Source organism: Polynucleobacter sp. GWA2_45_21 (genome assembly GCF_001830325.1).
In the GTDB taxonomy this organism is placed as follows: Bacteria; Pseudomonadota; Gammaproteobacteria; order Burkholderiales; family Burkholderiaceae; genus Polynucleobacter.
This window is the reverse complement of sequence record NZ_MHZG01000001.1, coordinates 303,359-324,104: the sequence shown is the minus strand read 5'-3', so window position 1 is coordinate 324,104 and position 20,746 is coordinate 303,359. Positions and strand designations below refer to the sequence as shown.

Annotated in this window: 29 protein-coding genes; 23 read left to right on the top strand and 6 right to left on the bottom strand. The window is 46.1% G+C overall.

Going from position 1 to position 20,746, the window contains the following annotated elements:
• Nucleotides 1–9: 9 nt before the first annotated feature.
• The 3 genes from A2X74_RS01680 to A2X74_RS01670 are packed head-to-tail and all read left to right on the top strand — an operon-like array spanning nt 10 to nt 1,743.
• A complete protein-coding gene (locus A2X74_RS01680; protein ID WP_215301736.1) occupies nt 10–414 on the top strand; it encodes a translational machinery protein in 405 nt (134 codons plus the stop codon).
• Between the two features lie 37 nt (nt 415–451).
• Entirely contained in the window at nt 452–910 is a 459-nt protein-coding gene (locus A2X74_RS01675) for a potassium channel family protein (RefSeq protein WP_293627769.1), read from the top strand.
• A gap of 5 nt (nt 911–915) precedes the next feature.
• Complete coding sequence (locus A2X74_RS01670) at nt 916–1,743, top strand: ion transporter (RefSeq protein WP_293627767.1); 828 nt, start codon at nt 916–918, stop codon at nt 1,741–1,743.
• 2 nt (nt 1,744–1,745) lie between these two features.
• Here the strand turns inward: A2X74_RS01670 and A2X74_RS01665 are convergent, their stop codons facing one another.
• A complete protein-coding gene (locus A2X74_RS01665) occupies nt 1,746–2,624 on the bottom strand; it encodes a transporter (protein WP_293627765.1) in 879 nt (292 codons plus the stop codon).
• A gap of 112 nt (nt 2,625–2,736) precedes the next feature.
• Between A2X74_RS01665 and A2X74_RS01660 the strand changes: the two genes are divergently transcribed.
• A complete protein-coding gene (locus tag A2X74_RS01660) occupies nt 2,737–3,372 on the top strand; it encodes a hypothetical protein (protein ID WP_293627763.1) in 636 nt (211 codons plus the stop codon).
• Here A2X74_RS01660 and A2X74_RS01655 read toward each other — a convergent pair.
• Nucleotides 3,356–4,252: a histone deacetylase gene (locus tag A2X74_RS01655; protein ID WP_293627762.1), complete on the bottom strand. Its 897-nt coding sequence runs from the start codon at nt 4,250–4,252 to the stop codon at nt 3,356–3,358. The two genes, A2X74_RS01660 and A2X74_RS01655, sit on opposite strands and share 17 nt — an antisense overlap.
• Nucleotides 4,253–4,318: 66 nt before the next feature.
• Between A2X74_RS01655 and A2X74_RS01650 the strand changes: the two genes are divergently transcribed.
• Together A2X74_RS01650 and A2X74_RS01645 are read left to right on the top strand one after the other, a co-directional pair.
• Nucleotides 4,319–4,498: a DUF2256 domain-containing protein gene (locus tag A2X74_RS01650; protein ID WP_114653853.1), complete on the top strand. Its 180-nt coding sequence runs from the start codon at nt 4,319–4,321 to the stop codon at nt 4,496–4,498.
• A gap of 3 nt (nt 4,499–4,501) precedes the next feature.
• Nucleotides 4,502–5,755, top strand: a complete 1,254-nt coding sequence (locus tag A2X74_RS01645; protein ID WP_293627761.1) for a DASH family cryptochrome — start codon at nt 4,502–4,504, stop codon at nt 5,753–5,755.
• A 7-nt stretch (nt 5,756–5,762) separates the two neighbouring features.
• On the opposite strand, the gene A2X74_RS01640 is transcribed toward A2X74_RS01645, so the two are convergent.
• From A2X74_RS01640 to A2X74_RS01630, 3 genes are all read right to left on the bottom strand, one after another.
• Nucleotides 5,763–6,161, bottom strand: a complete 399-nt coding sequence (locus A2X74_RS01640) for a DUF2237 domain-containing protein (protein ID WP_293627759.1) — start codon at nt 6,159–6,161, stop codon at nt 5,763–5,765.
• A 24-nt stretch (nt 6,162–6,185) separates the two neighbouring features.
• The gene (locus A2X74_RS01635) at nt 6,186–6,671 is read right to left on the bottom strand and encodes a histidine phosphatase family protein (RefSeq protein ID WP_293627757.1); all 486 of its coding nucleotides are present in this window, start codon (nt 6,669–6,671) and stop codon (nt 6,186–6,188) included.
• A 103-nt stretch (nt 6,672–6,774) separates the two neighbouring features.
• A complete protein-coding gene (locus A2X74_RS01630; RefSeq protein ID WP_293627755.1) occupies nt 6,775–7,470 on the bottom strand; it encodes an SDR family NAD(P)-dependent oxidoreductase in 696 nt (231 codons plus the stop codon).
• Nucleotides 7,471–7,529: 59 nt separating this feature from the next.
• On the opposite strand from A2X74_RS01630, the gene A2X74_RS01625 reads away from it, so the two are divergent.
• The 17 genes from A2X74_RS01625 (at nt 7,530) to ccmI (ending at nt 19,960) form a co-directional block, all read left to right on the top strand.
• Nucleotides 7,530–7,808 carry a TIGR03643 family protein gene (locus A2X74_RS01625; protein ID WP_293627753.1) on the top strand — a complete coding sequence of 93 codons (279 nt, stop codon included), beginning with the start codon at nt 7,530–7,532 and terminating at the stop codon, nt 7,806–7,808.
• A complete protein-coding gene (locus A2X74_RS01620; protein ID WP_293627751.1) occupies nt 7,805–8,191 on the top strand; it encodes a DUF393 domain-containing protein in 387 nt (128 codons plus the stop codon). The genes A2X74_RS01625 and A2X74_RS01620 overlap by 4 nt, the downstream gene beginning before the upstream one ends.
• Before the next feature lie 4 nt (nt 8,192–8,195).
• Entirely contained in the window at nt 8,196–8,744 is a 549-nt protein-coding gene (locus A2X74_RS01615; RefSeq protein WP_293627749.1) for a chalcone isomerase family protein, read from the top strand.
• Nucleotides 8,744–9,298 (top strand): DUF3833 domain-containing protein, encoded by a 555-nt coding sequence (locus A2X74_RS01610; RefSeq protein ID WP_293627748.1) that lies wholly within the window; start codon nt 8,744–8,746, stop codon nt 9,296–9,298. Before A2X74_RS01615 ends, A2X74_RS01610 begins: the two co-directional genes overlap by 1 nt.
• A gap of 26 nt (nt 9,299–9,324) precedes the next feature.
• On the top strand, nt 9,325–10,851 hold the full coding sequence (locus tag A2X74_RS01605; protein ID WP_293627747.1) for a cryptochrome/photolyase family protein: 1,527 nt from the start codon (nt 9,325–9,327) through the stop codon (nt 10,849–10,851).
• A gap of 88 nt (nt 10,852–10,939) precedes the next feature.
• Complete coding sequence (locus A2X74_RS01600; protein WP_293627746.1) at nt 10,940–11,392, top strand: DUF2452 domain-containing protein; 453 nt, start codon at nt 10,940–10,942, stop codon at nt 11,390–11,392.
• A 29-nt stretch (nt 11,393–11,421) separates the two neighbouring features.
• Nucleotides 11,422–12,402 (top strand): quinone oxidoreductase, encoded by a 981-nt coding sequence (locus A2X74_RS01595; protein ID WP_293627745.1) that lies wholly within the window; start codon nt 11,422–11,424, stop codon nt 12,400–12,402.
• Nucleotides 12,403–12,550: 148 nt separating this feature from the next.
• Nucleotides 12,551–12,961 (top strand): carboxypeptidase-like regulatory domain-containing protein, encoded by a 411-nt coding sequence (locus tag A2X74_RS01590; protein ID WP_293627744.1) that lies wholly within the window; start codon nt 12,551–12,553, stop codon nt 12,959–12,961.
• A 183-nt stretch (nt 12,962–13,144) separates the two neighbouring features.
• Complete coding sequence (ccmA, locus tag A2X74_RS01585) at nt 13,145–13,792, top strand: cytochrome c biogenesis heme-transporting ATPase CcmA (RefSeq protein WP_293627742.1); 648 nt, start codon at nt 13,145–13,147, stop codon at nt 13,790–13,792.
• On the top strand, nt 13,789–14,454 hold the full coding sequence (gene ccmB, locus A2X74_RS01580; RefSeq protein ID WP_293627741.1) for a heme exporter protein CcmB: 666 nt from the start codon (nt 13,789–13,791) through the stop codon (nt 14,452–14,454). Before ccmA ends, ccmB begins: the two co-directional genes overlap by 4 nt.
• Nucleotides 14,451–15,221: a heme ABC transporter permease CcmC gene (gene ccmC, locus A2X74_RS01575; RefSeq protein WP_293627739.1), complete on the top strand. Its 771-nt coding sequence runs from the start codon at nt 14,451–14,453 to the stop codon at nt 15,219–15,221. The genes ccmB and ccmC overlap by 4 nt, the downstream gene beginning before the upstream one ends.
• Entirely contained in the window at nt 15,221–15,409 is a 189-nt protein-coding gene (ccmD, locus tag A2X74_RS01570; RefSeq protein ID WP_215301703.1) for a heme exporter protein CcmD, read from the top strand. The genes ccmC and ccmD overlap by 1 nt, the downstream gene beginning before the upstream one ends.
• Nucleotides 15,406–15,840, top strand: a complete 435-nt coding sequence (gene ccmE, locus A2X74_RS01565; RefSeq protein WP_215386455.1) for a cytochrome c maturation protein CcmE — start codon at nt 15,406–15,408, stop codon at nt 15,838–15,840. The genes ccmD and ccmE overlap by 4 nt, the downstream gene beginning before the upstream one ends.
• A complete protein-coding gene (locus tag A2X74_RS01560) occupies nt 15,837–17,756 on the top strand; it encodes a heme lyase CcmF/NrfE family subunit (protein WP_293627734.1) in 1,920 nt (639 codons plus the stop codon). The genes ccmE and A2X74_RS01560 overlap by 4 nt, the downstream gene beginning before the upstream one ends.
• Nucleotides 17,753–18,277, top strand: coding sequence for a DsbE family thiol:disulfide interchange protein (locus A2X74_RS01555; protein WP_293627732.1), 525 nt, complete (start codon nt 17,753–17,755; stop codon nt 18,275–18,277). Before A2X74_RS01560 ends, A2X74_RS01555 begins: the two co-directional genes overlap by 4 nt.
• On the top strand, nt 18,274–18,777 hold the full coding sequence (locus tag A2X74_RS01550; RefSeq protein ID WP_363925298.1) for a cytochrome c-type biogenesis protein: 504 nt from the start codon (nt 18,274–18,276) through the stop codon (nt 18,775–18,777). The genes A2X74_RS01555 and A2X74_RS01550 overlap by 4 nt, the downstream gene beginning before the upstream one ends.
• On the top strand, nt 18,770–19,960 hold the full coding sequence (ccmI, locus tag A2X74_RS01545) for a c-type cytochrome biogenesis protein CcmI (protein WP_293627730.1): 1,191 nt from the start codon (nt 18,770–18,772) through the stop codon (nt 19,958–19,960). The genes A2X74_RS01550 and ccmI overlap by 8 nt, the downstream gene beginning before the upstream one ends.
• Here the strand turns inward: ccmI and A2X74_RS01540 are convergent, their stop codons facing one another.
• The gene (locus A2X74_RS01540; RefSeq protein ID WP_293627728.1) at nt 19,961–20,722 is read right to left on the bottom strand and encodes an SDR family oxidoreductase; all 762 of its coding nucleotides are present in this window, start codon (nt 20,720–20,722) and stop codon (nt 19,961–19,963) included.
• Nucleotides 20,723–20,746: the final 24 nt, after the last annotated feature.

Sequence of the window (20,746 nt, the reverse complement as noted above, 5' to 3'; positions counted from 1 at the left end):
AGAGAAAGTATGTCATTTAATCACTCAGTAATTTGGATCGATCATCAAGAGGCGCACGTTATTTACTTCAACCCCACTGCTAGTGAGAGCGAAGTTATTAAGACTAGATCTACTCATAAGAATGTTCATCACAAAAGTGGCTCTGTCAGTGGCGCACGTGCTGAGCCAGATCAGCATTACTTACATGAAGTGATTCAAGCGGTGATGGAATCTAAAGAGATTTTGATCGTGGGCCCTGGCTCTGCAAAATTAGATTTGATGAAGCATGCCACTAAGCACGATCACACCATTGCTGAAAAGGTGGTTGGTATTGAAACTGTAGACCATCCTACTGATGGGCAATTATTGGCTTACGCTAAAAAGTACTTTGCCAAAGTAGATGCTCTAAAAGGCGATACCGTTATTACTGGTTGATGTTTTTATCCCCCTGAAAATGGGGGATAATTTATCGATGTTGCTCATTACTGCCTTCGTCATCAATGGATCTCTAGCACTTATTGCGATCCTTTTGCATTACGAGGCCCTTTTTCAGCTTGATAAGCTGCTCCCCAAGCTAGCCCACATTGCACCACGTTTTCGGGTGTTAATAGGGGTCGGCGCCATCTTCATGGCGCACGTGGCGGAGATCTGGCTGTTTGCCTTAGGCTACTTCGTTACCTTGCAGTTTCCCGTGATGGGCGGACTTGTTGGCGAGCTTTCAGGCCATGGCATGTTGTTAGATTGCGCCTACCTATCATTTGTTACCTTTACGACATTGGGCTATGGCGAGATCGTGGCACAAGGCTACTTACGTTATTTGACTGGAGTAGAGGCGCTCACAGGCTTCATCCTGATTACCTGGTCTGCTTCATTTCTCTTTATCGAGATGCAAAAGTATTGGACTTTATCTAGATCGAATGGAGCCGAGTAGACAAAATGCCTAGACAAATTTCCTTCAAAGAAAAGCTGAGAGTAATTGTCTTTGAGGCGAACACACCTTTAGGCCTTCGTTTTGACCAGGTATTAATTTTCGCCATACTACTTTCCTTGTTGGTGGTGGTATTGGATAGCATTGAGTCAGTATCGAAAAACTTCCATACAGAGCTCTCGTTTTTTGAGTGGGTATTTACGGGACTCTTTACGGTGGAATATCTTGTCAGAATCTACTGCGCCCCGAATCGCATTAAATACATTACGAGTTTTTTTGGCATCATCGATCTTCTTGCCGTCGTGCCAACGTATTTGGCCTTACTCTTCCCAGAGTTGCATGCCTTAATTGATGTCAGAATTTTGCGCCTCATTAGGGTCTTCCGAATTTTTAAGCTGACTCAATACATGTCTGAATATCAGCATCTAGCTGATGCGATGGCAGCTAGCAGAAGAAAAATTTTGGTCTTTCTGTCTGTTGTTCTCATGGTGGTGATGGTGATGGGAACATTGATGTATGTGGTTGAGGGGCCGGTCCATGGCTTTACGAGCATCCCGGTTTCGATCTATTGGGCAATCACCACAATGACCACGGTAGGTTTTGGTGACATCACCCCGCAAACGGATTTAGGCAAGTTGATTGCCTCGCTCATGATGTTAATGGGCTGGGGAACCCTAGCAGTGCCCACCGGAATTGTTACAGCAGAAATGTCTTATACAAAAAAGGCGCATCGAGCAAATAGTGATCGTGCCTGTTTAATTTGTATGCGCGATGGATATGGCCGTGAGGATCATTATTGTTCTTCTTGTGGCTCCCCATTGCCACCTATAAGATAGCTTTAAAACTCTTTTGCGAGTCTGATTGCGAGTACTCGAGTCTGCACAAATCCATTTTTGATTTCCATATCTCTGCCGTATTGCAGGGAGAATCTTCCAATAGGTGTGTGCGCCTGACCACTTAGCAAAAATCTTTGGGTGTTCACCACGTTATTTAGATAATTGTTATTAATCGAGGTTGCTCCTCCTGCTACATAAAAATAGGAGGCACCAACAGTAAAGATTTGGTTAATACGATAGATTGGGCCAAGCTGTGTGGTGGTGAGGGGTTTTTGGCTCAAGGAGCCATTGGTACTGAGTCCGCAAGCTGCTCCACACTGACTATTGCCACCAAACCACATCGTATCTACGGCAATCATGCCATCGACGTTTGAAGTGATTGGAGTCTGAAAGCCAATCTGCAAGTCTGTTCGAAAACGGTTTTCACCAAGATTAAAGACTCTCTGGCTGGAATAGCTTCCTGTTGGAGTAATGAGATAGCCAGCTATTCCTAAATAGGTTCTAGTACTTTTATTGGCATAGGGCCAGATTGCGGTAGCAAAGCTAAGGTCGCCAATGCCGGTATCGCCAGGCGCACTCGCAAAAGAACCGGCGGGACTGATCGCTCCATAAGGTAACTGAAGATAACTTACTGCAGGCAAGTCACCTATATTGAAGGTACGAGAGCCGCGCAAAATTGCGCTTTGCGTACCAATTACTGGGTTACCAGGTTGCGCGGAGCCCTTTCTGTATTGAGTGGTGTTCTCTGAATTGATGTAACTCAAAGTTAAGTAGTTTTTATTGGGTGCAGGGGCAACAATATCGTTCGGCTGTAAATCGATCGCCCAAGCTAAACCTGGCCCAAAAGCCATCAGCAGGAGGAGATTTTTAATCCTAAACATAGTTCGGCGATTTTAATGTGCATTTCGATATCTTTTATTAAGCTTATCTAAGGCATATAAAATAAGGCTTGATAACCCTATTTTTTGAATATTGACTCTTTCTTAGGCCGCCATGAATCACCCTTCCACAATATTCCCAGCCTTATGCATGGCATTTGGCTTGGTGATGCTATCTGGCTGCCAGTCAACAGGAGTCGACGGAAAGCCTTTAACTGCTCAAGAGATTGTGCAAAAAAGAGATGCAACTCTTGAAATGTCTAAGGTGGGTTTGGCTGCTCTCATTAAGCAAAATCCCGCAATCAGGAAGGATATAGAGGCCGCTCCAGGATATGCAGTCTTTAACACTACTAATGTCAATGTGGTCTTATTGGTACTGGCGAGAGGTGAGGGTGTCTTATTTGATAAGCGCCGTCCAGAGCCTATCTTTATGCAAGCCATGAAAACCGGTGAGGGTATTGGTGCGGGATATCAAGATCAATATCAAATTATTCTCTTTAAGAATACAGATGCGATCGATCAGTTTTTATTAACCTCTATTGATGGGCAACGTGGCGGCATGGATGTGGATGCTAATTTTTCTGCTGGCTCTGGTGGCACTATCCGCTCATTTAATCCCTACATCACTATTTATACGGTTGGGCTTAAGGGCTACGACTTACAGGCCAACTATGGCGGAACGCTGTACCTAGTTGATCAGCAGCTCAACGATGCTAGGACGCTCAATAATTTACCTAAGAAGCAGAAGTAAATTGAAGTGCAGTTTGAATGGTTTGGAAATGAATATCTACAGTAGTACAAATCTCTTTTCCATAGCCGCCTGCCATTGAGAAGGCAATTGGGATCTGGCGGTCTGCACTATATTGAAAGACACGCTCATCTCTTTGGCGCATGCCCGCTTTACTGATGTCTAACTTTCCCAGTCTATCGCCCTCATGGGGATCTGCACCAGCTAGATAAATGATGAAGTCAGGCTTAAATGTATCTAGTATCTCTAGTCCCTGGTCTAAAGCTTTGAGGTAATCCTCATCTGCACATCCATTGGGTAGGCCAATATCTAAATCACTCTGCTCTTTAGTAAATGGGAAATTATTTTCACCATGAATCGATAGCGTGAAGATGGATTTGTCATGTTGAAGAATAGATGCTGTGCCATTTCCTTGATGTACATCTAAATCGACGATGGCTACTTTCAGTGTTGAGTCCACTTCTTTTTGTAAGGTTCTCGCTGCAATCGCGGAGTCATTAAAAACGCAAAATCCACCACCCATATTCCGATAGGCGTGGTGGGTGCCGCCCGCTAGATTTACTGCCAAACCTTCATCTAGTGCCGCCTTTGCCGCTGCCACAGTTGCCCCAGCGGAACGGCGTGATCGCTCCACCATTTTTTCGCTCCAAGGAAAGCCAATCTCCTGTTGTTCCTTCGTGCTTAAATCCCCCGCAATGACTTTCATGAGATAGCTAGGGTCGTGCGCATACAGAATTTGTGTATCGGTAACGGCAGGCGCTTCTACGAGCTCGATGCCCTTTAGTTGTGTAACGAGGTCGCGCAGCTGGCTGTACTTTTCCATCGGAAAGCGGTGTCCCGGTGGAAGTGGTAAAACATAGTGGTCGGTATAAAAAGCTTTCAAAGCAATCTTATTTTCATTTGACTTTTAATTGTGTTGAATAGTCTATTCGTTTTTCTATAGGTAGGTATGGCTCGATCTGAAAAAGCAGGCTTTAAGGGGAATAAATCATTTTTGCCCAGCAAGACCTGCCTGGTCTGCGGCAAGGAGATGACGTGGCGTAAGTCGTGGGCCAAAAATTGGGATGAGGTCAAATATTGCTCTGATGCCTGCCGCTCCAAAAAGTCCGGCAGTAAGGCTGAGGTGTAATCGATGTGCACCTTAATTTACTGGTTTCGAAATGACTTGCGATTGGCGGATAACCCAGCATTTGCACAAGCTTGCTTAAATGCGGATTCTCTTTTGCCGGTGTACATACATGATTCCAAAGAGCAAGACATGGTTTATGGTTTTGAGCGACAAGGACTGCATCGAAAGACCTTCTTGCGAGCCTCATTGAATGACTTAAAGGCTCAGCTACAGGCCCAGGGATCAGATCTATTCGAGTTGGCTGGCAAGTCGACGGAGGTGTTGTTGCAGTTAGTTAAGGATGCTGCTGCAACAGCAATTTATTGCGAGCAAATTGAAGCACCCGAAGAAATAGAGCAAGTACGCATTTTGCAAGAGCAGGGAGTTGAGGTTCAGGAGTTCTGGCAATCGAGTATGTTGGAGCCGCAAGACTTACCATTTGCTTTAGAAAAGATGCCCGATGTATTTACGGGATTTAGGCGTGAGGTTGAACGGGCACAGCTCAAGTTTGCACAGCCCATCAATACGCCCAAGAATATTCCCTTGCTACCAGGGTCTTTACCTCAGCGCTCAGTAGCACCTTCTAGAACTCAATCAGCTTCACATCCGTATTTTGTGGGAGGGGCTAGTCATGCCCAGGCCCATTTAAAGCAATATCTTGAGCGGCGTTTACCCGACAGCTATAAAGAGACTCGCAATCAACTGATTGGTATGGATTACTCCAGTAAGTTTTCAGCATGGCTTGCCTTGGGTTGTATTTCAGCGCGTGAGATAGCGGCTCAATTAAGCGATTATGAAAATCGCTATGGTGCTAATGATGGTACTTATTGGCTTTGGTTTGAATTACTCTGGAGGGATTATTTCCGCTTTATTCACTTCAAGTATGGCCAGAACCTGTATCGCGCTAGCGGCTTAACGGGGCTCGCTGTAAAACCATCATCTCAGGCTAGTTTTGAACAATGGCGCTTTGGCAATACTGGATCTGAGTTGGTGGATGCTGGCATGCGTGAGCTTTACCAGAGCGGTTATCTCTCCAATAGGATGCGTCAGATTGTGGCTAGTTACTGGATATACGACATGCAGGGTGATTGGCGCGCGGGTGCGGCCTGGTTTGAGTCTCAACTAATCGACTATGACGTCTACAGCAATCAAGGTAATTGGCTCTATATAGCTGGACGAGGTACTGACCCCAGGGGAGGTAGACCCTTTAATGTTGCCAAGCAAACTCAAGACCACGATCCAAAAGAAATCTACCGCAAGCTTTGGCTCTCATCCTAGTAGAGTTTTATAACTGCTCCAATGCTGCGTATTGCTCCAGCACTTCTAGAGAGATTTTCTCTAAAGCTTTGATGTGAGTACTTTCTAATTTAATCATCGGCGCACAATTCGCTTCTAAAGCTTCGATCCAACGGTTCAAGCAAAGACACCACTGATCACCCGCAATCAAACCTGGAAACTGGTATTCCGGTCTTGGGGTAATCAAATCATTGCCGCGCTTAAGGCTAAATTGCAAAAAGTCATTGCTGACAATCGCACAGACCAAATGGCTGCCGAGATCTTGTTCATTTGTTTTGCAGCAGCCATCTCTAAAAAATCCCGTCAAAGGATCAAAAGAGCAGGGAACCAGTGGTTGTCCAAGAACATTCAGGGGTAAGTCAGTCATGATGGATGCTTTCGATTGCATGAAGTTTGTTAAATAAAAAAGACGCTATGGGCTTGGATATCGCGTATGAGATAGCGCTCTGCCTGAAGAATCTACTTTGACCAAGATCATGTCACCCGAATTGAGAACCTGGCCAGTGAAGGATTCAATATTGACATGATGAGTGACCATAATGATTGGTGTTTTTGGATGCTGAATGCGCTCAAGCTGAATGAGTTTCGCTAAAGCTTCGGTCTGCTTTTGGGCTTGACTCATGTCATCAAAGAAGGAGCCGAGTGCCGCCTCCTTCTTAACTTCGCCCTTATTGAGTAGGTTTGCAGTATCAAAGCAACGACACCAGGGGCTGCTGTAGACCTGCGCCTTCGTAATGCCCTGCTTGGCCAGCCAATCGCCAGTGGCCTTAGCCTGTTTCTTGCCACGCTCACCTAGATTGCGTTGCGTGGAGCATTGGCTTAACTGGTAACCCTGAGGATCACCAAACCCCGGCGCATCAGCATGACGCATGAGCAAGACATGTTGACCATCTTGCATAGCCCTAGCGAACTCAGTTTACGCGAAGAGAGAAGTTTGCGCCCCGACAAGCATGAGTAGTGAGAGAAAAATATGAGAAAAATAGCTCATCAGATGTTGTGAGTTACCAGGGTAGTCTCTCGCCAGAGTAAGTAATGAAGCTACCTGAATCTTCTTTGCTGAGCGAGAAAAGAACATTGAGCATATCGTTGGCAGCATCTAAAGGGGGTCTACCAATTTGCTCGCCCTTGAAGGGTTTTGATAAGCGAGAATTGACGGTCCCTGGGTGAAGTGCCACAAGTGCGGTATTGGGTTTAGTTCTGGAGAATTCAATCGATGCCGTCTTGATCAGCATATTGAGTGCTGCCTTAGAGGCGCGGTAGCTGTACCAGCCGCCGAGACGATTGTCTTCAATGCTGCCAACCTTGGCAGAGAGCGTTGCCATGACCGAGTTGGCTGGATCCAGTAACTTAGAAAAGTGCTTGATAGTTAATCCAGGACCAATGGCGTTCATTTGCATCAATAACTGCAATTGCTCGGCATTGAGATCATCCAGTTTCTTTTCTGGCATCCAATCCGCAGAGTGCAATACGCCGATGGTATTGATGATCAACTGAAAAGGAGCTTCTCCTGAAAGGGCTTTTGCTGCCTCTTCAATGGTGTTGAGATCTTGGTAATCAATCGGATTGGCAGAGTTTCGATGCATGCCTATTACTTTCGTGCATGCGGGATGCTTTTCCAGTAATTCCATGAAGGCAGAGCCGATGGTTCCGGAGGAGCCAATCACAAGCGCACGGAAGGAATTTGGAATTAATGGCATGAATAGGGTATTTGGAGGAGGTCTCAGCCAGTTTATTGAATAAGTCTTAAACTTGCTCGATGACGACACGACTACCCCAGACGCTTTCAGAAGCGGACCTCTCAAGGTTGATTGAGATGGCCTGGGAGGATCGCACGCCTTTTGATGCCATTGAACTTACTTTTGGGTATTCAGAGCCTCAAGTGATTGCTTTGATGAGAAAGCAGCTAAAACGCAACTCCTTTGAATTGTGGCGCAAGCGGGTGACTGGCAGAGCAACTAAGCATCTCGCCCTACGCAGTAAATTAGTTAACCGCGCTTACTGCGCAACTCAGTACAAGCAAAAATCGGCATCATGAAAAAGCTGACCATGTTCTATGACGGACTTTGTCCTTTATGCCAGGCAGAAATCCAGTTTCTTTCTGGGCGTAATCAAGCAGGATTGCTTAGCTTCGTGGATATTAATTCGGAGCAATATGCCCCTGATCGTGTTGGTGTCTCTTGCGACCAAGCTTTGGCCTCTATGTGCGCCCAATATGATGATGGTGAGCTGATCCAAGGAGTGGAGGTATTTTCAGCAGCCTATAGCCGGGCCAATCTTCCTAAATTGGTATGGCTATTTTCTAGGTCAACTCTCAAGCCGATTTGGAATGTGGGTTATCGATTCTTCGCAAAGCATCGCCATGCTATTTCGGCACTACTGGGACCGCTTGCTTTGCGACTGGTCAATAGAAAGGCATAAGGATATGAAACTCTCTCATGTATTGGTAATCACCTTAGCCCTTGGCGCAGCAACTCCTATGAGTTTCGCTAAAGAGCCGCCGCATATTAAAAGTATGATGGGTCAAACACAATTGCAGGGGCTGGGCAGACTCAACTTTTGGGGCTTTCACGTTTACGATGCCAATCTATATCGTGGTGCCGCTAAGGATTCTCAGGAGTTCGCACTCGAGCTGAAGTATCAGAGGGCATTCTTAGGGGAGGCAATCGCCAACCGTACGGCTGATGAAATGAAAAGCTTAGGTGTTGCCGATCCCCAAGCAACATCTTGGGGTAAGGAGCTAGCAGGTATCCTTCCCAACGTGGAGCCTGGCCAGACTATTGCTGCTGTCTATATCCCTAAGCAGGGCACCAGCTTCTTTTATGAGGGCAGGAAGATATCGCAAATTCAGGGTGCTGATTTTGCAAAAGCTTTTTTTGGTATTTGGTTAGATTCAAAAACAAGCGTCCCAAAACTCAGGACTGAACTCTTGGGGCAGGGCTGCCCGCCACCACTCATTTCAGGAGCATGTTAATGTGCAAGATCCATTTCGTTTCAAAGTGCTTAAGTGTTTGCTTGCTTGCATTCGGTCTATTTGGCTGTTCTTCTCCTTCGGTAACGCAGTACGCTAATGAGAAACCCAATCTAGATCTGAGTGAATACTTTAACGGCACGATAGATGCCTATGGAATCTTTACTGACCGCAGTGGCGAAGTTAAGAAGCGCTTCACGGTTCTCTTGGTGGCGCAGTGGAAAGTCGTTGATGGTAAAAAAGTGGGCACTCTCGATGAGAGCTTTGAATATTCCGACGGCACTAAGCAAAAGCGTATCTGGACTTTGACTGAAACTGCACCAGGTAAATATATTGGTAGGGCAGATGATGTAGTGGGTGATGCACTGGGTGAGTCAGCGGGTAATGCCCTTAACTGGGCTTACACCTTGGCATTACCAGTAGACGGCACAATTTATCACATGCAATTTAATGATTGGATGTACCTTGTCACACCCAAGGTCATGCTGAATAAGGCCAAGATGAGTAAATTTGGAATTGATCTTGGCGAGGTTACCCTGAGCTTTTACAAGCGCTAAGCCCAGCGATTGGCGAGAAAAGATATTTGAAGAAGCTTGTTCTCATTTTGGGTGATCAGCTAGACATCAATAGTCCGGTATTAAAAAATCTCAATCCTCAGGCTGATCAGGTAGTCATGATTGAGTCTGCGGATGAGGCTCAGTATGTTTGGTCCCATAAAGCAAAAATTGCCTTGTTTTTGTCGGCTATGCGTCACTTCGCTAAGGAATTAGAAGGGCTTGGTATACCGCTGCAATATATCAAGCAATCCCCCAAATCAATTGCTGACACATTGCGCGAAATTCTGAAAAATGATCAATGCACTCATTTAGTTTGTCTTGAGCCTGGGGAGTATCGACTTAAGTGCGAGATTGAAACATTGGCCTCTGAATTGGGTATTGAATTAGAAATGCAGGAGGATCCCCATTTCTATTGTTCACGCCATGAATTTTCTAACTGGGTTGCAGGCAAAAAAGAGTTGCGTTTGGAGTATTTCTATCGACTCATGCGCAAGACCCACAACATCCTGGTTGATAAAGAAGGTAATCCAGAGGGTGGGCAGTGGAACTTCGATCGAGATAATCGCAAACCCTTTCCTAAGAAGGGGCCGGGCCTTATTCCGCCTCCAGAATTATTTGAACCAGATGCGATTACTAAAGCCGTATTGCTTGAGGTAGAAGAGCGTTACTCGGATCACCCTGGATCGCTGACTCACTTTCAGTGGCCGGTGACTCGCCAGCAAGCACTTCAAGCACTCGAGGGGTTTGTAGAGCATCGCTTAGCGACCTTCGGCATTTATGAAGATGCGATGTGGACAGATACCCCATTTGGTTGGCACTCGCTGTTGTCGAGTTCGCTGAATTTAAAGTTGCTCAATCCCAGAGAAGTCATTGATGCCGTTTTACTGGCTTGGAAAAAAGATGACTTGGAGTTGGCGACAGTAGAAGGTTTCATTCGTCAGATTCTAGGTTGGCGAGAATTTGTCCGCGGCATGTACTACCTGGATATACCTCAAATGGCTGAGGATAATTTTTACGACCATCGCAATCCATTGCCCAATTGGTATTGGACTGGCAAAACGAATATGAAATGCATGCAAGAGGCGATAGGGCAGACCTTGCAGTATGGCTATGCACATCATATTCAGCGCTTGATGGTGACGGGTAACTTTGCCTTGCTCGCAGAAATTCTGCCAAAAGAGGTGTGTGATTGGTATCTGGCAATTTATATTGATGCGATTGAGTGGGTGGAGTTGCCCAATACGGCGGGCATGGCCTTATTTGCGAGTGGTGGTCGTTTCACTAGTAAGTCTTATATTGCCAGTGGCGCCTACATTAAGAGAATGAATAACTATTGTGGGTCTTGCCAATACAAGCCTGATATTCGGTTTGGGGAGGGCGCCTGCCCAATGACCAATCTGTATTGGAATTTCTTAATAAAGCATCGTCAGCAGTTTGAGGCCAGCCCTCGGACCAGGCTGATGACTGCCAACTTATCTCGCATTAGCGATGCTGATCAGCAGGAAATCCAAATTCATGCCAAAGGGCTTCTAGAAGATTTGAACGCCCTGTAATTGACTTATTTGCTCCATAAGCAGCAGCAACGCATTTTGTGAATTTGTGTCACACTTTCGCTATATAAATCAGTGGGTTAATTAAGCCATGAGAATAGAAGACACCGATCCAGCACGGCATGCCGGCATTGAATATCCCATGGAGGTCGGCGCACCCGTGTTTGCGCCGATTAAAGTCTTGGAAGAAAAAGACAAGGCAGTCAATGTTGCTCGTCAAAATGCCAAGCTCGAATACGATCGCATTATGGAGCAGGCTGAAGTATTAATGAAGCAAGCGCGCTCGCTTCAAGCGCGATTAGATGCCACTGAGATGGTGCATAGTGCCAAATTCAGTTTTAACCCTCTGCATGGCAAAACATATCATTTGTATTTTGATAGTCGCATTGGCGCCAATGTGTTGATTCAGAATGGCCCAGATCAATGGAGTTGCGGTATCCCTGATTCCTGGACTTATTCTATGGCGGTCAAAAAGCTCGGAGATAGTACTTGGGCTGTTGTTGAGGATGAAGAGCTTGCCTCTTCTGCTGTTGCAGTAAGATAAATTTTTCTATAAAAATAATAAGGTGACTTGTGACAACTGCTCGAATTGTTAATCTTTCAGAACTCGGCAATGCTGATGTGATTCAGTTAATTGATAAAGAGCTGCCAGCTCCAGGAAAAGGGGAAGTTCAGCTTCGTCAAACTGCGATTGGTTTTAACTTTATTGATGTCTATCAGCGCTCTGGTTATTACCCACTCGAGCTGCCAACAGGTTTGGGTCATGAAGCGGTTGGTGTAGTTGAGGCGCTTGGTGAGGGTGTCACTCGATTCAAAATCGGTGATCGTGTCATGTATATCAATGCTGGTATTGGTGCTTATGCGAGTGCACGTAATGTCGCAGCAGATAAGTTGGTCTCAGTGCCAGACAACGTATCTGATGAAGTCGCTGCAGCCGTGTTCTTTAAGGCAATGACTGCGCAGTATTTAATTCAGAAAACATATCAGGTAAAGGCTGGCGATGTCGTGCTAGTTCATGCTGCTGCCGGTGGTGTTGGTCAAATCTTGGCTGGCTGGGCAAAATCATTAGGTGCTTTTGTTGTCGGCACTGTTGGCTCTCAAGCCAAGGTTTCAGCAGCTAAGGAAGCGGGATGCGATGCTGTGGTGGATTACTCAAACCCTAATTGGGTGGAAGAGGTACTCAAGGCAACAGGTGGACGTAAAGCGAATGTGGTTTATGACTCCGTTGCTAAAACGACATTCCTGGGATCGCTCGATTGTGCTGCACCATTTGGCATGGTTGCTTTATTTGGTGCTGCCTCAGGTCCAGCCCCAGAGATTCAGCCGGAGATTCTGAATAAGAAAGGCTGCCTCTTTTTAACCAGACCTTCTGTATTTCCACATAACGCTACTCCAGAGCTGCTTCAAGAAAATGCTCGTGCAGTGTTTGATGCGATTGCACAAGGTCGAGTGAAGGTGCAAATTGGTGCCAAGTTCACACTTGAACAAGCTGCTGAGGCGCATAAAGCAGCCGAAGGAAGAAAAGTCTCGGGTGCGATCATCATGATCCCTTAATGTGGGTTACCGAACATTAGCTTGATTAAACTAGTTTGTTGAAAAGCCCCGTTTGTGCGGGGCTTTTTTAATGACCATTTTTTTTACTTGAGTAAAGCGCTTGACTGTAGAATGAATTACACACTTACGCTAATGAAATGAGGCTCACATGAAATTCAACGCCCGATTGATTCTTTCTGCAGCATGTTTCACGTTTTCTTCAATGGTGTTTGCACAAATACCAGATACCCAATATTCCCAAGGAATTTCTTATATCTCAGGCGGGGTTGGTGAGGGAGAATCAGAAGCAATTTTGAAGGAGTCAAAGCAATGGCCTTTATTGCTTGAGTTATCGCAATTGGAAAATGGTCGTGGCGTTTGGATTTTTGGTGCAAAGATCAAAGTGCTCAATACCAAGAATCAAGTGATTTTTGATGCACAGGCCGATGGACCCTATATGTTGATTAATTTGACTGCCGGCCAATATCAGATCGAAGCCTCCTATCAGGGAAGTATCCAGAAGAAGTCTGTACTGATTCAGGGCTCTGGACCCCAAAAACTGGCTATTTTTTGGAAATAAGGCGCTTGCCATAGGTAATCCCTGGCGTTCTAGGTGAGCTATTCTGCTTGAATAGCCTCTATAATTGGCTAAGCGCTTGAATTAAAAGAGATTTATTCTCTAATTGCTGTTTTAGGTCGTTTGACAGTCCCTAGTGGGTCTTGGACAATGCCTGGGGTGGTTTGATTCAAGCCATTTCTTCCGATGACAGCCACTTATTCTTCCTTCCCAGCATCTCCAAATGTAGCTCTTGAGGCTCGGGAGATTACTTGCGTGCGAGGCGAGCGGACCCTGTTTTCAGGATTAAATGTACAGGTCCTTACCGGTCAGTGCCTCCATATTCGGGGTGAGAATGGGGTTGGTAAGACAAGTCTTTTACGTTTACTTACCGGCTTAGCTTCCCCAGAGTCTGGTGACATCTTGTGGAATGGCCATTCCATTAAAGAAGCGGCATCGGAGTATCACGGCAAGCTCTTATTTTTAGGTCATCGCGATGCCTTGAAAGAGGATCTCAGCGCCCTTGAAAATTTGCGTATGTATGCAGCGATTGATGGCGTTTTGCTTTCCGAGCAAGATGCATTTGCATCCTTATGGCGATTTGGTCTGAAGGGGCGCGAAGATCTGCCAGTCAATTGCTTATCTGCAGGCCAAAAAAAGCGTGTCTTGATGGCTCGCATGGTGACGCGACGGGCGCAAGTTTGGATTTTGGATGAACCTTTTAATGCTCTAGATACTCATGCAGCCCAAGAGTTGCTTGGCTTGATAGCAGAGCATCTTGAGCACAATGGCGTGGTAGTACTCACCAGTCATCAACCCTTATCTATTCCTGGTCTGCGAGTGTTGGATCTATGAACGCCTTTGTAGCCATTGTTCATCGTGATCTATTGCTAGTGATGCGTCGCAAGAGCGAGGTCTTAACTGCATTATTTTTCTTTGTCATCGTAACTAGCTTGTTCCCATTGGGCATCGGGGCTGATACCGCTTTACTAAGAAAAATTGCGCCCGGCGTCATTTGGGTTGCTGCCTTGCTTTCCACCTTGCTTGGTTTGCAGCGGATGTTCGCAGCTGATTACGCGGATGGCACTCTAGAGCAATTGGTCTTGTCCCCAAATTCCTTTACAGTAGCGGTGTTTGGCAAAGTGCTTGCCCATTGGTTGGTATGCGGACTGCCTTTAGTCTTGCTGGCGCCGGTGATTGGAATTCAGTTTGATTTAGATGCGCAGTCTTTGCAGGTCTTAATGGCATCTTTATTGTTGGGAACGCCGGTTTTATCTTTGGTGGGTTCGATTGGAGCTGCTTTAACTCTAGGAGTAAGGGGTGGCAGCGTTTTAATGAGTCTACTGATTTTGCCGCTGTATATTCCCGTATTGATTTTTGGTGCTGGTGCTGTGTACGCTAGCAGCGTAGGGCTTGATATCACAGGACATTTCTCCCTATTGGGCGCCTTATTGATTTTGGCATTAGCATTTATCCCTTGGGTCAGTGCTATTGCAGTAAAGATTGCTATCGAATGAGTAATGTAAACAATCCATCTTCTAGTCGCATCATTAACTGGTTCAAATTCTCGAGCCCGAGCACCTTTTATCCGCTTGCTGGAAAAATGATTCCTTGGTTTTGGGCGCTAACGATTATTTTTGGCCTTGCTGGATTGTGGGTCAGTTTTTTTGTGGCTCCGGTAGATGCTGTTCAAGGTCAAGGTTATCGCATTATTTTTGTTCACGTACCTGCATCCTGGATGTCGATGTTCATCTACTTAGTGATGGCCGCCTGGGCGGGATTAGGTTTGATATTTAATGCGCGTCTGTCGGCCATGATGGCTCAGGCGCTCGCACCAATCGGTGCCTGGATGGCTTTTTTATCCCTATGGACTGGGGCCTTCTGGGGCAAGCCCATGTGGGGTGCTTGGTGGGTATGGGATGCACGCTTAACTTCCGAGTTAATTCTGCTCTTTCTATACCTTGGATTTATTGCCCTGCAAGCATCGATTGATAATGTTCGCCGTGCTGACAAAGCAGGGGCAATTTTGGCTTTAGTTGGCGTAGTGAATGTCCCCATCATTTATTTTTCAGTGAAATGGTGGAATACCTTGCATCAAGGCGCCTCGGTTTCCTTAACCAAGGCTCCGGCAATGGCCCAGACCATGCTGTGGGGAATGTTATTAATGGCTTTATGCTTCTGGATGTACTCAATCGCAGTAGGGTTAATGCGTGTGCGCGCCATTATTTTGGAGCGCGAGGCTCATACTGACTGGGTTAAGCAATTAAATGAGGTAAAGCGTTAATGTGGAATAGTCCGGCTGAATTCTTTGCGATGGGTGGTTATGCGCTCTATGTATGGAGTAGCTTTGGCGTTTGTGCCTTGGTACTCTTACTTGAGCCCTTGGCTGTTCGGGCGCGACACAGAGTAATTGTGCGAAGACTTCAGCGTGAAGTGATGGCGGAACAGTTTGATCAAAAGGGCGGTAAGTGAAACCAAGACATAAACGGGCTGCCATTATTGTTGGTGCACTCATTGCCATTGGCATCGCAGCAACATTGATTTTGAATGCGCTCAATAGCAATATTGCTTTGTATGTCACCCCCAGCGAGGTTGCTGCTGGTAAGTCACCGGCTGGTCAAGTCTTCCGGATTGGCGGCATGGTCAAAGATGGTTCAGTGAAGCGAGATGGTTTGACTGTGCACTTTGTGATTACCGATATGGCGAAAGATATTCCTGTTGCCTATACAGGCATTCTTCCGGATTTATTTAAAGAAGGAAAGGGCGCAGTTATCCAAGGTCGCCTAAATCCCGATGGACAATTTGTTGCTAGCGAAGTGCTGGCTAAGCATGATGAGAACTACATGCCACCAGAGGCCAAGCATGCCTTGGATCAGGCTCAAAAAAATGGAAATAAACAATGATTCCTGAGTTTGGGCATTACGCGTTAATCCTGGCTTTATGTGTTGCCATTCTTCAGGGAATTCTTCCATTGGTCGGCGCGCATCAAAGTCGCCGTGAATGGATTTTGTTAGCCAGGCCAGCTGCGCAAACTGTTTTCTTATTGCTCGCTATTGCCTTCATCATCTTAGCGTGGAGCTTTTATACGAATGATTTTTCTGTGCTCTATGTTGCAGATCATTCCAACTCACAAATGCCAGTCATCTACCGTTTGGGTGCGGTCTGGGGTGGTCACGAAGGCTCTCTATTGTTGTGGGTTTTCTTGCTATCAACTTGGACATTTTTAGTAGCCCAACTTTCCAAAGCCTTGGATGAGTTTATGGTGGCTCGTGTCATTGGTGTCTTGGGCTTGGTTATTACTGGACTACTCTTATTTGTTCTCTTAACTTCTAACCCCTTTGAGCGATTGTTGCCAGCTGCTCAGGAGGGGCGATCTCTTAATCCGCTCTTACAAGATCCAGGATTGGTATTTCATCCGCCAATGTTGTATATGGGTTATGTTGGCTTTTCAGTAGCCTTTGCATTTGCAATTGCTTCTTTATTATCTGGTCGCCTTGATGCTGCTTGGGCACGCTGGTCACGTCCTTGGACAACAGCTGCTTGGGTATTTTTAACTCTGGGTATTGCACTAGGCTCTTGGTGGGCTTATTACGAATTGGGTTGGGGCGGTTGGTGGTTCTGGGATCCTGTTGAGAATGCTTCATTCATTCCTTGGTTAGTTGGCACTGCTTTGTTACATTCACTTGCGGTTACTGAGAAGCGTGGTGGATTTAAGAGTTGGACAGTACTCTTGGCTATTACGGCTTTCTCACTTTCACTTTTAGGAACATTCTTAGTGCGCTCTGGAGTGCTCACTTCAGTGCATGCATTTGCGACTGACCCTAAGCGCGGCATCTTTATTTTGATTTTCTTGGTGCTGGTAGTGGGCTCTTCTTTAACTCTCTACGCTTGGCGCGCTCCCAAAAGCACGCTGGGTGGTAAGTTCAGTTTCACCTCCCGCGAAACCTTTATTTTGCTCGGCAATGTTTTCTTGGTGGCCTCTGCTGCATCTGTACTCTTGGGTACGCTCTATCCCTTGCTGATCGATGCTCTGCACCTAGGAAAGATCTCAGTAGGTCCTCCATACTTTAATAGTGTATTTGTGCCCATCATGATTCCTTTGCTGGTCTTAATGGGAATTGGGCCTTGGACCAGTTGGAAGAACTCTAATCTTGTTGATGTCATTAAGCGCTTGTGGATTGCAGCTCTAGTGGCGGTGATTGCTGCCGCTTTGATTCCCTTCACCATGGGTGAATTCACCTGGCTCAGCAGTCTTGGTTTCTTATTAGCATTCTGGGTAATCTCCTCGGGCGTTTTGCAGATCATTCGTCAAGCAAAAGCAGGTAAGCCTACACGTTCCTTTATTGGTATGCAGGTAGCGCATCTAGGTATAGCAGTATTCGTTATTGGCGTCACCATGGTCGGTGCGTACCAAGAAGAAAAAGACGTACGTATGCTGCCTGGTGAAAGTGTCAGTGTTGGTGGCTATCAAATTCAGCTTCAAGGGGTTGGTACTGTACCGGGCCCAAACTACAACGCAATGCGAGGCACTTTCTTGCTTTCCCGTAATGGGAAGTTAGAAGCCACGATGTACCCAGAAAAACGAAGCTACTTCTCTTCCACTATGCCAATGACTGAAGCTGCAATTGATGCAGGCCTCACTAGAGATATCTATGTCTCCTTGGGTGAAGAGCTCGAAGATAAAGCATGGGCTGTACGCGTCTATTACAAGCCTTTTGTCGATTGGATTTGGGGCGGTTGTCTATTGATGGCTCTGGGTGGCGTTCTAGCAATATCGGATAAGCGTTACCGTATGAAATTGCGGAAAGCTGCAGCATGAAAGCCAAGTTTTTAATTCCACTTTTCTTGTTTGTAATTTTGGTTGGATTTTTAGCGATAGGCTTGAATCGCGATCCACATGAAATACCTTCACCACTGATTGGTAAGCAAGCCCCAGCTTTTGAATTGCCCCAATTGGCTGATCCCCAAAAAACCTTTTCGCCAGAGAGTATGAAAGGTCAGCCCTGGATTTTGAACGTATGGGCCTCTTGGTGCGTTGCTTGTCGTGAAGAGCATCCCGTTTTGGTTGAGTTGGGTAAGCTGGGTGTCGCGCCGATTATTGGCTTGGATTACAAAGACAAGCGTGAAGATGCGATGGCCATGCTGGCTCGCCAAGGCAACCCCTACGTTTTATCTGCTTTTGATGCTAACGGCCGCGTTGGTATTGACTATGGTGTGTATGGTGTTCCAGAAACATATGTTATTGATAAGAGCGGAGTAATTCGGTTCAAACATATCGGTCCAATCACCATGGAGCTATTGAACAAGAAGATTATTCCTTTGTTGGGTGAGCTCAAGTGATATTGCATAGGCTAATCCTATCGACTTTTACAAGTATTGTGATTGCTTGCACGATCAATATCGCTTCAGCTAAAGATGCTGTTCCGCTTGCGGATGATCCAGTTACCGAGCAGCGTCTTATTACCATTTCAGAAGAAATGCGGTGCCTGGTTTGTCAGAATGAATCGCTTGCGGGATCACGATCTGATTTAGCAAATGATTTGCGTAAAGAAATTCGGATTTTGATTAGCGAAGGCAAAACCGATAAACAAATTCGGGAATTTATGGTGGAGCGCTATGGCGACTTTGTCTTGTATCGCCCGCCAGTTAAACCGATCACTTGGCTTTTATGGATTGGCCCTTTTGTGATTTTGCTTGCTGGCATTATTGGTCTGTTGGTTTATCTACGCCGCAGAAATCAAAGTGTGCCAAGTACTACGCTGTCCGCAGAGGACAATCGTCGTATTGATGCATTACTTCGGGATGCAAAATCCAGTTCAACAGAAAATGCACATGACTAGTTTTTTAATACCCGCCCTCCTTTTGTTGATCTTGGTCTTGGTGTTATTGCTACGCCCATTATTTTTTCCAGCCAAAGAATCAGAAACTTCCCGTCGTCAGATGAATGCTGCTATTTATCGGGAGGAGCTCGATAAGCTCGAGGCTGATCGTTTGGCAGGCACGGTTGATGCTGATAATTATGAGCAAGCTCATGCAGAAATGCGTCAACGCCTTTTTCAAGATACGGATGAGGCGGATGATCTCGCTGTATTGGGTTCCCCAAAGAAAACTATCGTTGGGATTTGTCTGTTTGTAGTGTTACTTTCAGCGGGGCTGTATTTCTATCTTGGTGATGCCGCTCGAATTGCTGAAAAGAGTGCTGAGCAGCCAATGACCCAAGAGGCTGTTGAAAAGATGGTGACTGAGTTTGCCGCCAAGATGGAGAAAGAGCCTGACAATCTAAAGGGCTGGGCCATGCTGGCACGCTCCTACCGAATTTTGGGTCAAAATGCTGAGGCCGCAAAAGCCTATGCTCGTGCCGGCTCTTTTGTGGATACTGATCCACAGCTATTGGCTGACTATGCCGATGTATTGGCAGCCAATGCGAATGGTAACTTTGCTGGTAAACCACAGCAATTACTGAATAAAGCTTTGGCGCTGGATCCAAATAATTTATTGGCCTTGTGGCTTTCTGGAACTGCAGCTTTTAATGCACAAAACTACAAAGCCGCAGTGCAATATTGGGAAAAACTAGAAAAGCAATTGCCTCCTGAAACAGATGAGGCGCGTGCAATTGCCGGCTCTATTGCTGAAGCTCGCAGCAAGGGTGGGTTAGCACCAGCTGCTACACCAGCGATTAATAATCGAGGGGTGAGCGGGCGAGTAGGAATATCTTCCGCACTGCAATCCAAAGTCAATGCAGGCGATACTTTGATGGTGATTGCTCGTAAGCCTGGCGAACGTATGCCAGTAGCAGTTCTCAAAACCCCAGTGACTACATTCCCGGTGAGCTTTGTTTTAAATGATGCTTTAGCAATGAGTCCAAATGCCTTGATCTCTCAATTACCTGAGGTATCAGTTGAGGTGCGCATCTCCAAAACGGGTATGGCAATGCCAGAATCTGGTGACTTGATTTCTGCTGCGCAAACCATCAAAGTGGGCACGACAGATGCCCGCATATTGATCGATCAGGTTAGGCCTTAACTAGCCTCGGCCAACAAATGGCATATTGCTTGCCATGATGGTCATTGTCAGAATGTTGCTCTCTGGAGGCAGTTGAGCCATGTGCAGTACAGCTTGCCCAACATGATCCACGTCCATTAATGGCTCAGCCTTCTTTGAACCATCGGCTTGCAAAATTCCGGCAGCCATAGGGATGGTCATTTCAGTACCCGCATTACCAATATCGATTTGACCGCAGGTAATGTTAAACGGGCGACCATCTAGGGCAATGGACTTAGTTAGTCCGGTGATGGCATGCTTAGTAGATGAGTAAGGAGCAGACATTGGGCGTGGCGCATGCGCGGAGATCGAGCCATTGTTGATAATGCGGCCACCTTGAGGTGATTGCGCCTTCATCATACGAATTGCTTCTTGCGAGCAAAGAAAAGCCCCGCAAAGGTTTGCGTTGACCACGTTCATCCATTGTTCGTAACTGATCTCTTCCATCGGGATTGCTGGAGCACCCATACCCGCATTATTAAAGAGCACATCAATGCGGCCAAAATGTTTTTTGATCTCTGAAAATAACTGCTTTACTTGTTCTGGTCTACCCACGTCGCAGGCAAGAGCTAAGCAGTTTTGGCTATTTCCGCCAATATCTTGAATGGCTTTATTTAGCTTCTCAAGGTTTCTGCCAGTTAAGACAACTTGAAAGCCGCCCTTGAGCAGCGCTTTTGCAGCCGCCTTGCCGATACCCGTTCCAGCTCCTGTAACCAGAGCTACCTTATTGAGGTTTGAGTTCATTTCGATCCTAAGGGTTCTTTTAAA

What these genes read in the sequence shown, in the direction of transcription:
- A2X74_RS01680 (WP_215301736.1), top strand. Translation starts at nt 10, where the DNA reads ATGTCATTTAATCACTCAGTAATTTGGATCGATCATCAAGAGGCGCAC.
- A2X74_RS01675 (WP_293627769.1), top strand. Translation starts at nt 452, where the DNA reads ATGTTGCTCATTACTGCCTTCGTCATCAATGGATCTCTAGCACTTATT.
- A2X74_RS01670 (WP_293627767.1), top strand. Translation starts at nt 916, where the DNA reads ATGCCTAGACAAATTTCCTTCAAAGAAAAGCTGAGAGTAATTGTCTTT.
- A2X74_RS01665 (WP_293627765.1), bottom strand. Translation starts at nt 2,624, where the DNA reads ATGTTTAGGATTAAAAATCTCCTCCTGCTGATGGCTTTTGGGCCAGGT.
- A2X74_RS01660 (WP_293627763.1), top strand. Translation starts at nt 2,737, where the DNA reads ATGAATCACCCTTCCACAATATTCCCAGCCTTATGCATGGCATTTGGC.
- A2X74_RS01650 (WP_114653853.1), top strand. Translation starts at nt 4,319, where the DNA reads ATGGCTCGATCTGAAAAAGCAGGCTTTAAGGGGAATAAATCATTTTTG.
- A2X74_RS01645 (WP_293627761.1), top strand. Translation starts at nt 4,502, where the DNA reads ATGTGCACCTTAATTTACTGGTTTCGAAATGACTTGCGATTGGCGGAT.
- A2X74_RS01640 (WP_293627759.1), bottom strand. Translation starts at nt 6,161, where the DNA reads ATGCAATCGAAAGCATCCATCATGACTGACTTACCCCTGAATGTTCTT.
- A2X74_RS01635 (WP_293627757.1), bottom strand. Translation starts at nt 6,671, where the DNA reads ATGCAAGATGGTCAACATGTCTTGCTCATGCGTCATGCTGATGCGCCG.
- A2X74_RS01630 (WP_293627755.1), bottom strand. Translation starts at nt 7,470, where the DNA reads ATGCCATTAATTCCAAATTCCTTCCGTGCGCTTGTGATTGGCTCCTCC.
- A2X74_RS01625 (WP_293627753.1), top strand. Translation starts at nt 7,530, where the DNA reads ATGACGACACGACTACCCCAGACGCTTTCAGAAGCGGACCTCTCAAGG.
- A2X74_RS01620 (WP_293627751.1), top strand. Translation starts at nt 7,805, where the DNA reads ATGAAAAAGCTGACCATGTTCTATGACGGACTTTGTCCTTTATGCCAG.
- A2X74_RS01615 (WP_293627749.1), top strand. Translation starts at nt 8,196, where the DNA reads ATGAAACTCTCTCATGTATTGGTAATCACCTTAGCCCTTGGCGCAGCA.
- A2X74_RS01610 (WP_293627748.1), top strand. Translation starts at nt 8,744, where the DNA reads ATGTGCAAGATCCATTTCGTTTCAAAGTGCTTAAGTGTTTGCTTGCTT.
- A2X74_RS01600 (WP_293627746.1), top strand. Translation starts at nt 10,940, where the DNA reads ATGAGAATAGAAGACACCGATCCAGCACGGCATGCCGGCATTGAATAT.
- A2X74_RS01590 (WP_293627744.1), top strand. Translation starts at nt 12,551, where the DNA reads ATGAAATTCAACGCCCGATTGATTCTTTCTGCAGCATGTTTCACGTTT.
- ccmA (WP_293627742.1), top strand. Translation starts at nt 13,145, where the DNA reads ATGACAGCCACTTATTCTTCCTTCCCAGCATCTCCAAATGTAGCTCTT.
- ccmB (WP_293627741.1), top strand. Translation starts at nt 13,789, where the DNA reads ATGAACGCCTTTGTAGCCATTGTTCATCGTGATCTATTGCTAGTGATG.
- ccmC (WP_293627739.1), top strand. Translation starts at nt 14,451, where the DNA reads ATGAGTAATGTAAACAATCCATCTTCTAGTCGCATCATTAACTGGTTC.
- ccmD (WP_215301703.1), top strand. Translation starts at nt 15,221, where the DNA reads ATGTGGAATAGTCCGGCTGAATTCTTTGCGATGGGTGGTTATGCGCTC.
- A2X74_RS01560 (WP_293627734.1), top strand. Translation starts at nt 15,837, where the DNA reads ATGATTCCTGAGTTTGGGCATTACGCGTTAATCCTGGCTTTATGTGTT.
- A2X74_RS01555 (WP_293627732.1), top strand. Translation starts at nt 17,753, where the DNA reads ATGAAAGCCAAGTTTTTAATTCCACTTTTCTTGTTTGTAATTTTGGTT.
- ccmI (WP_293627730.1), top strand. Translation starts at nt 18,770, where the DNA reads ATGACTAGTTTTTTAATACCCGCCCTCCTTTTGTTGATCTTGGTCTTG.
- A2X74_RS01540 (WP_293627728.1), bottom strand. Translation starts at nt 20,722, where the DNA reads ATGAACTCAAACCTCAATAAGGTAGCTCTGGTTACAGGAGCTGGAACG.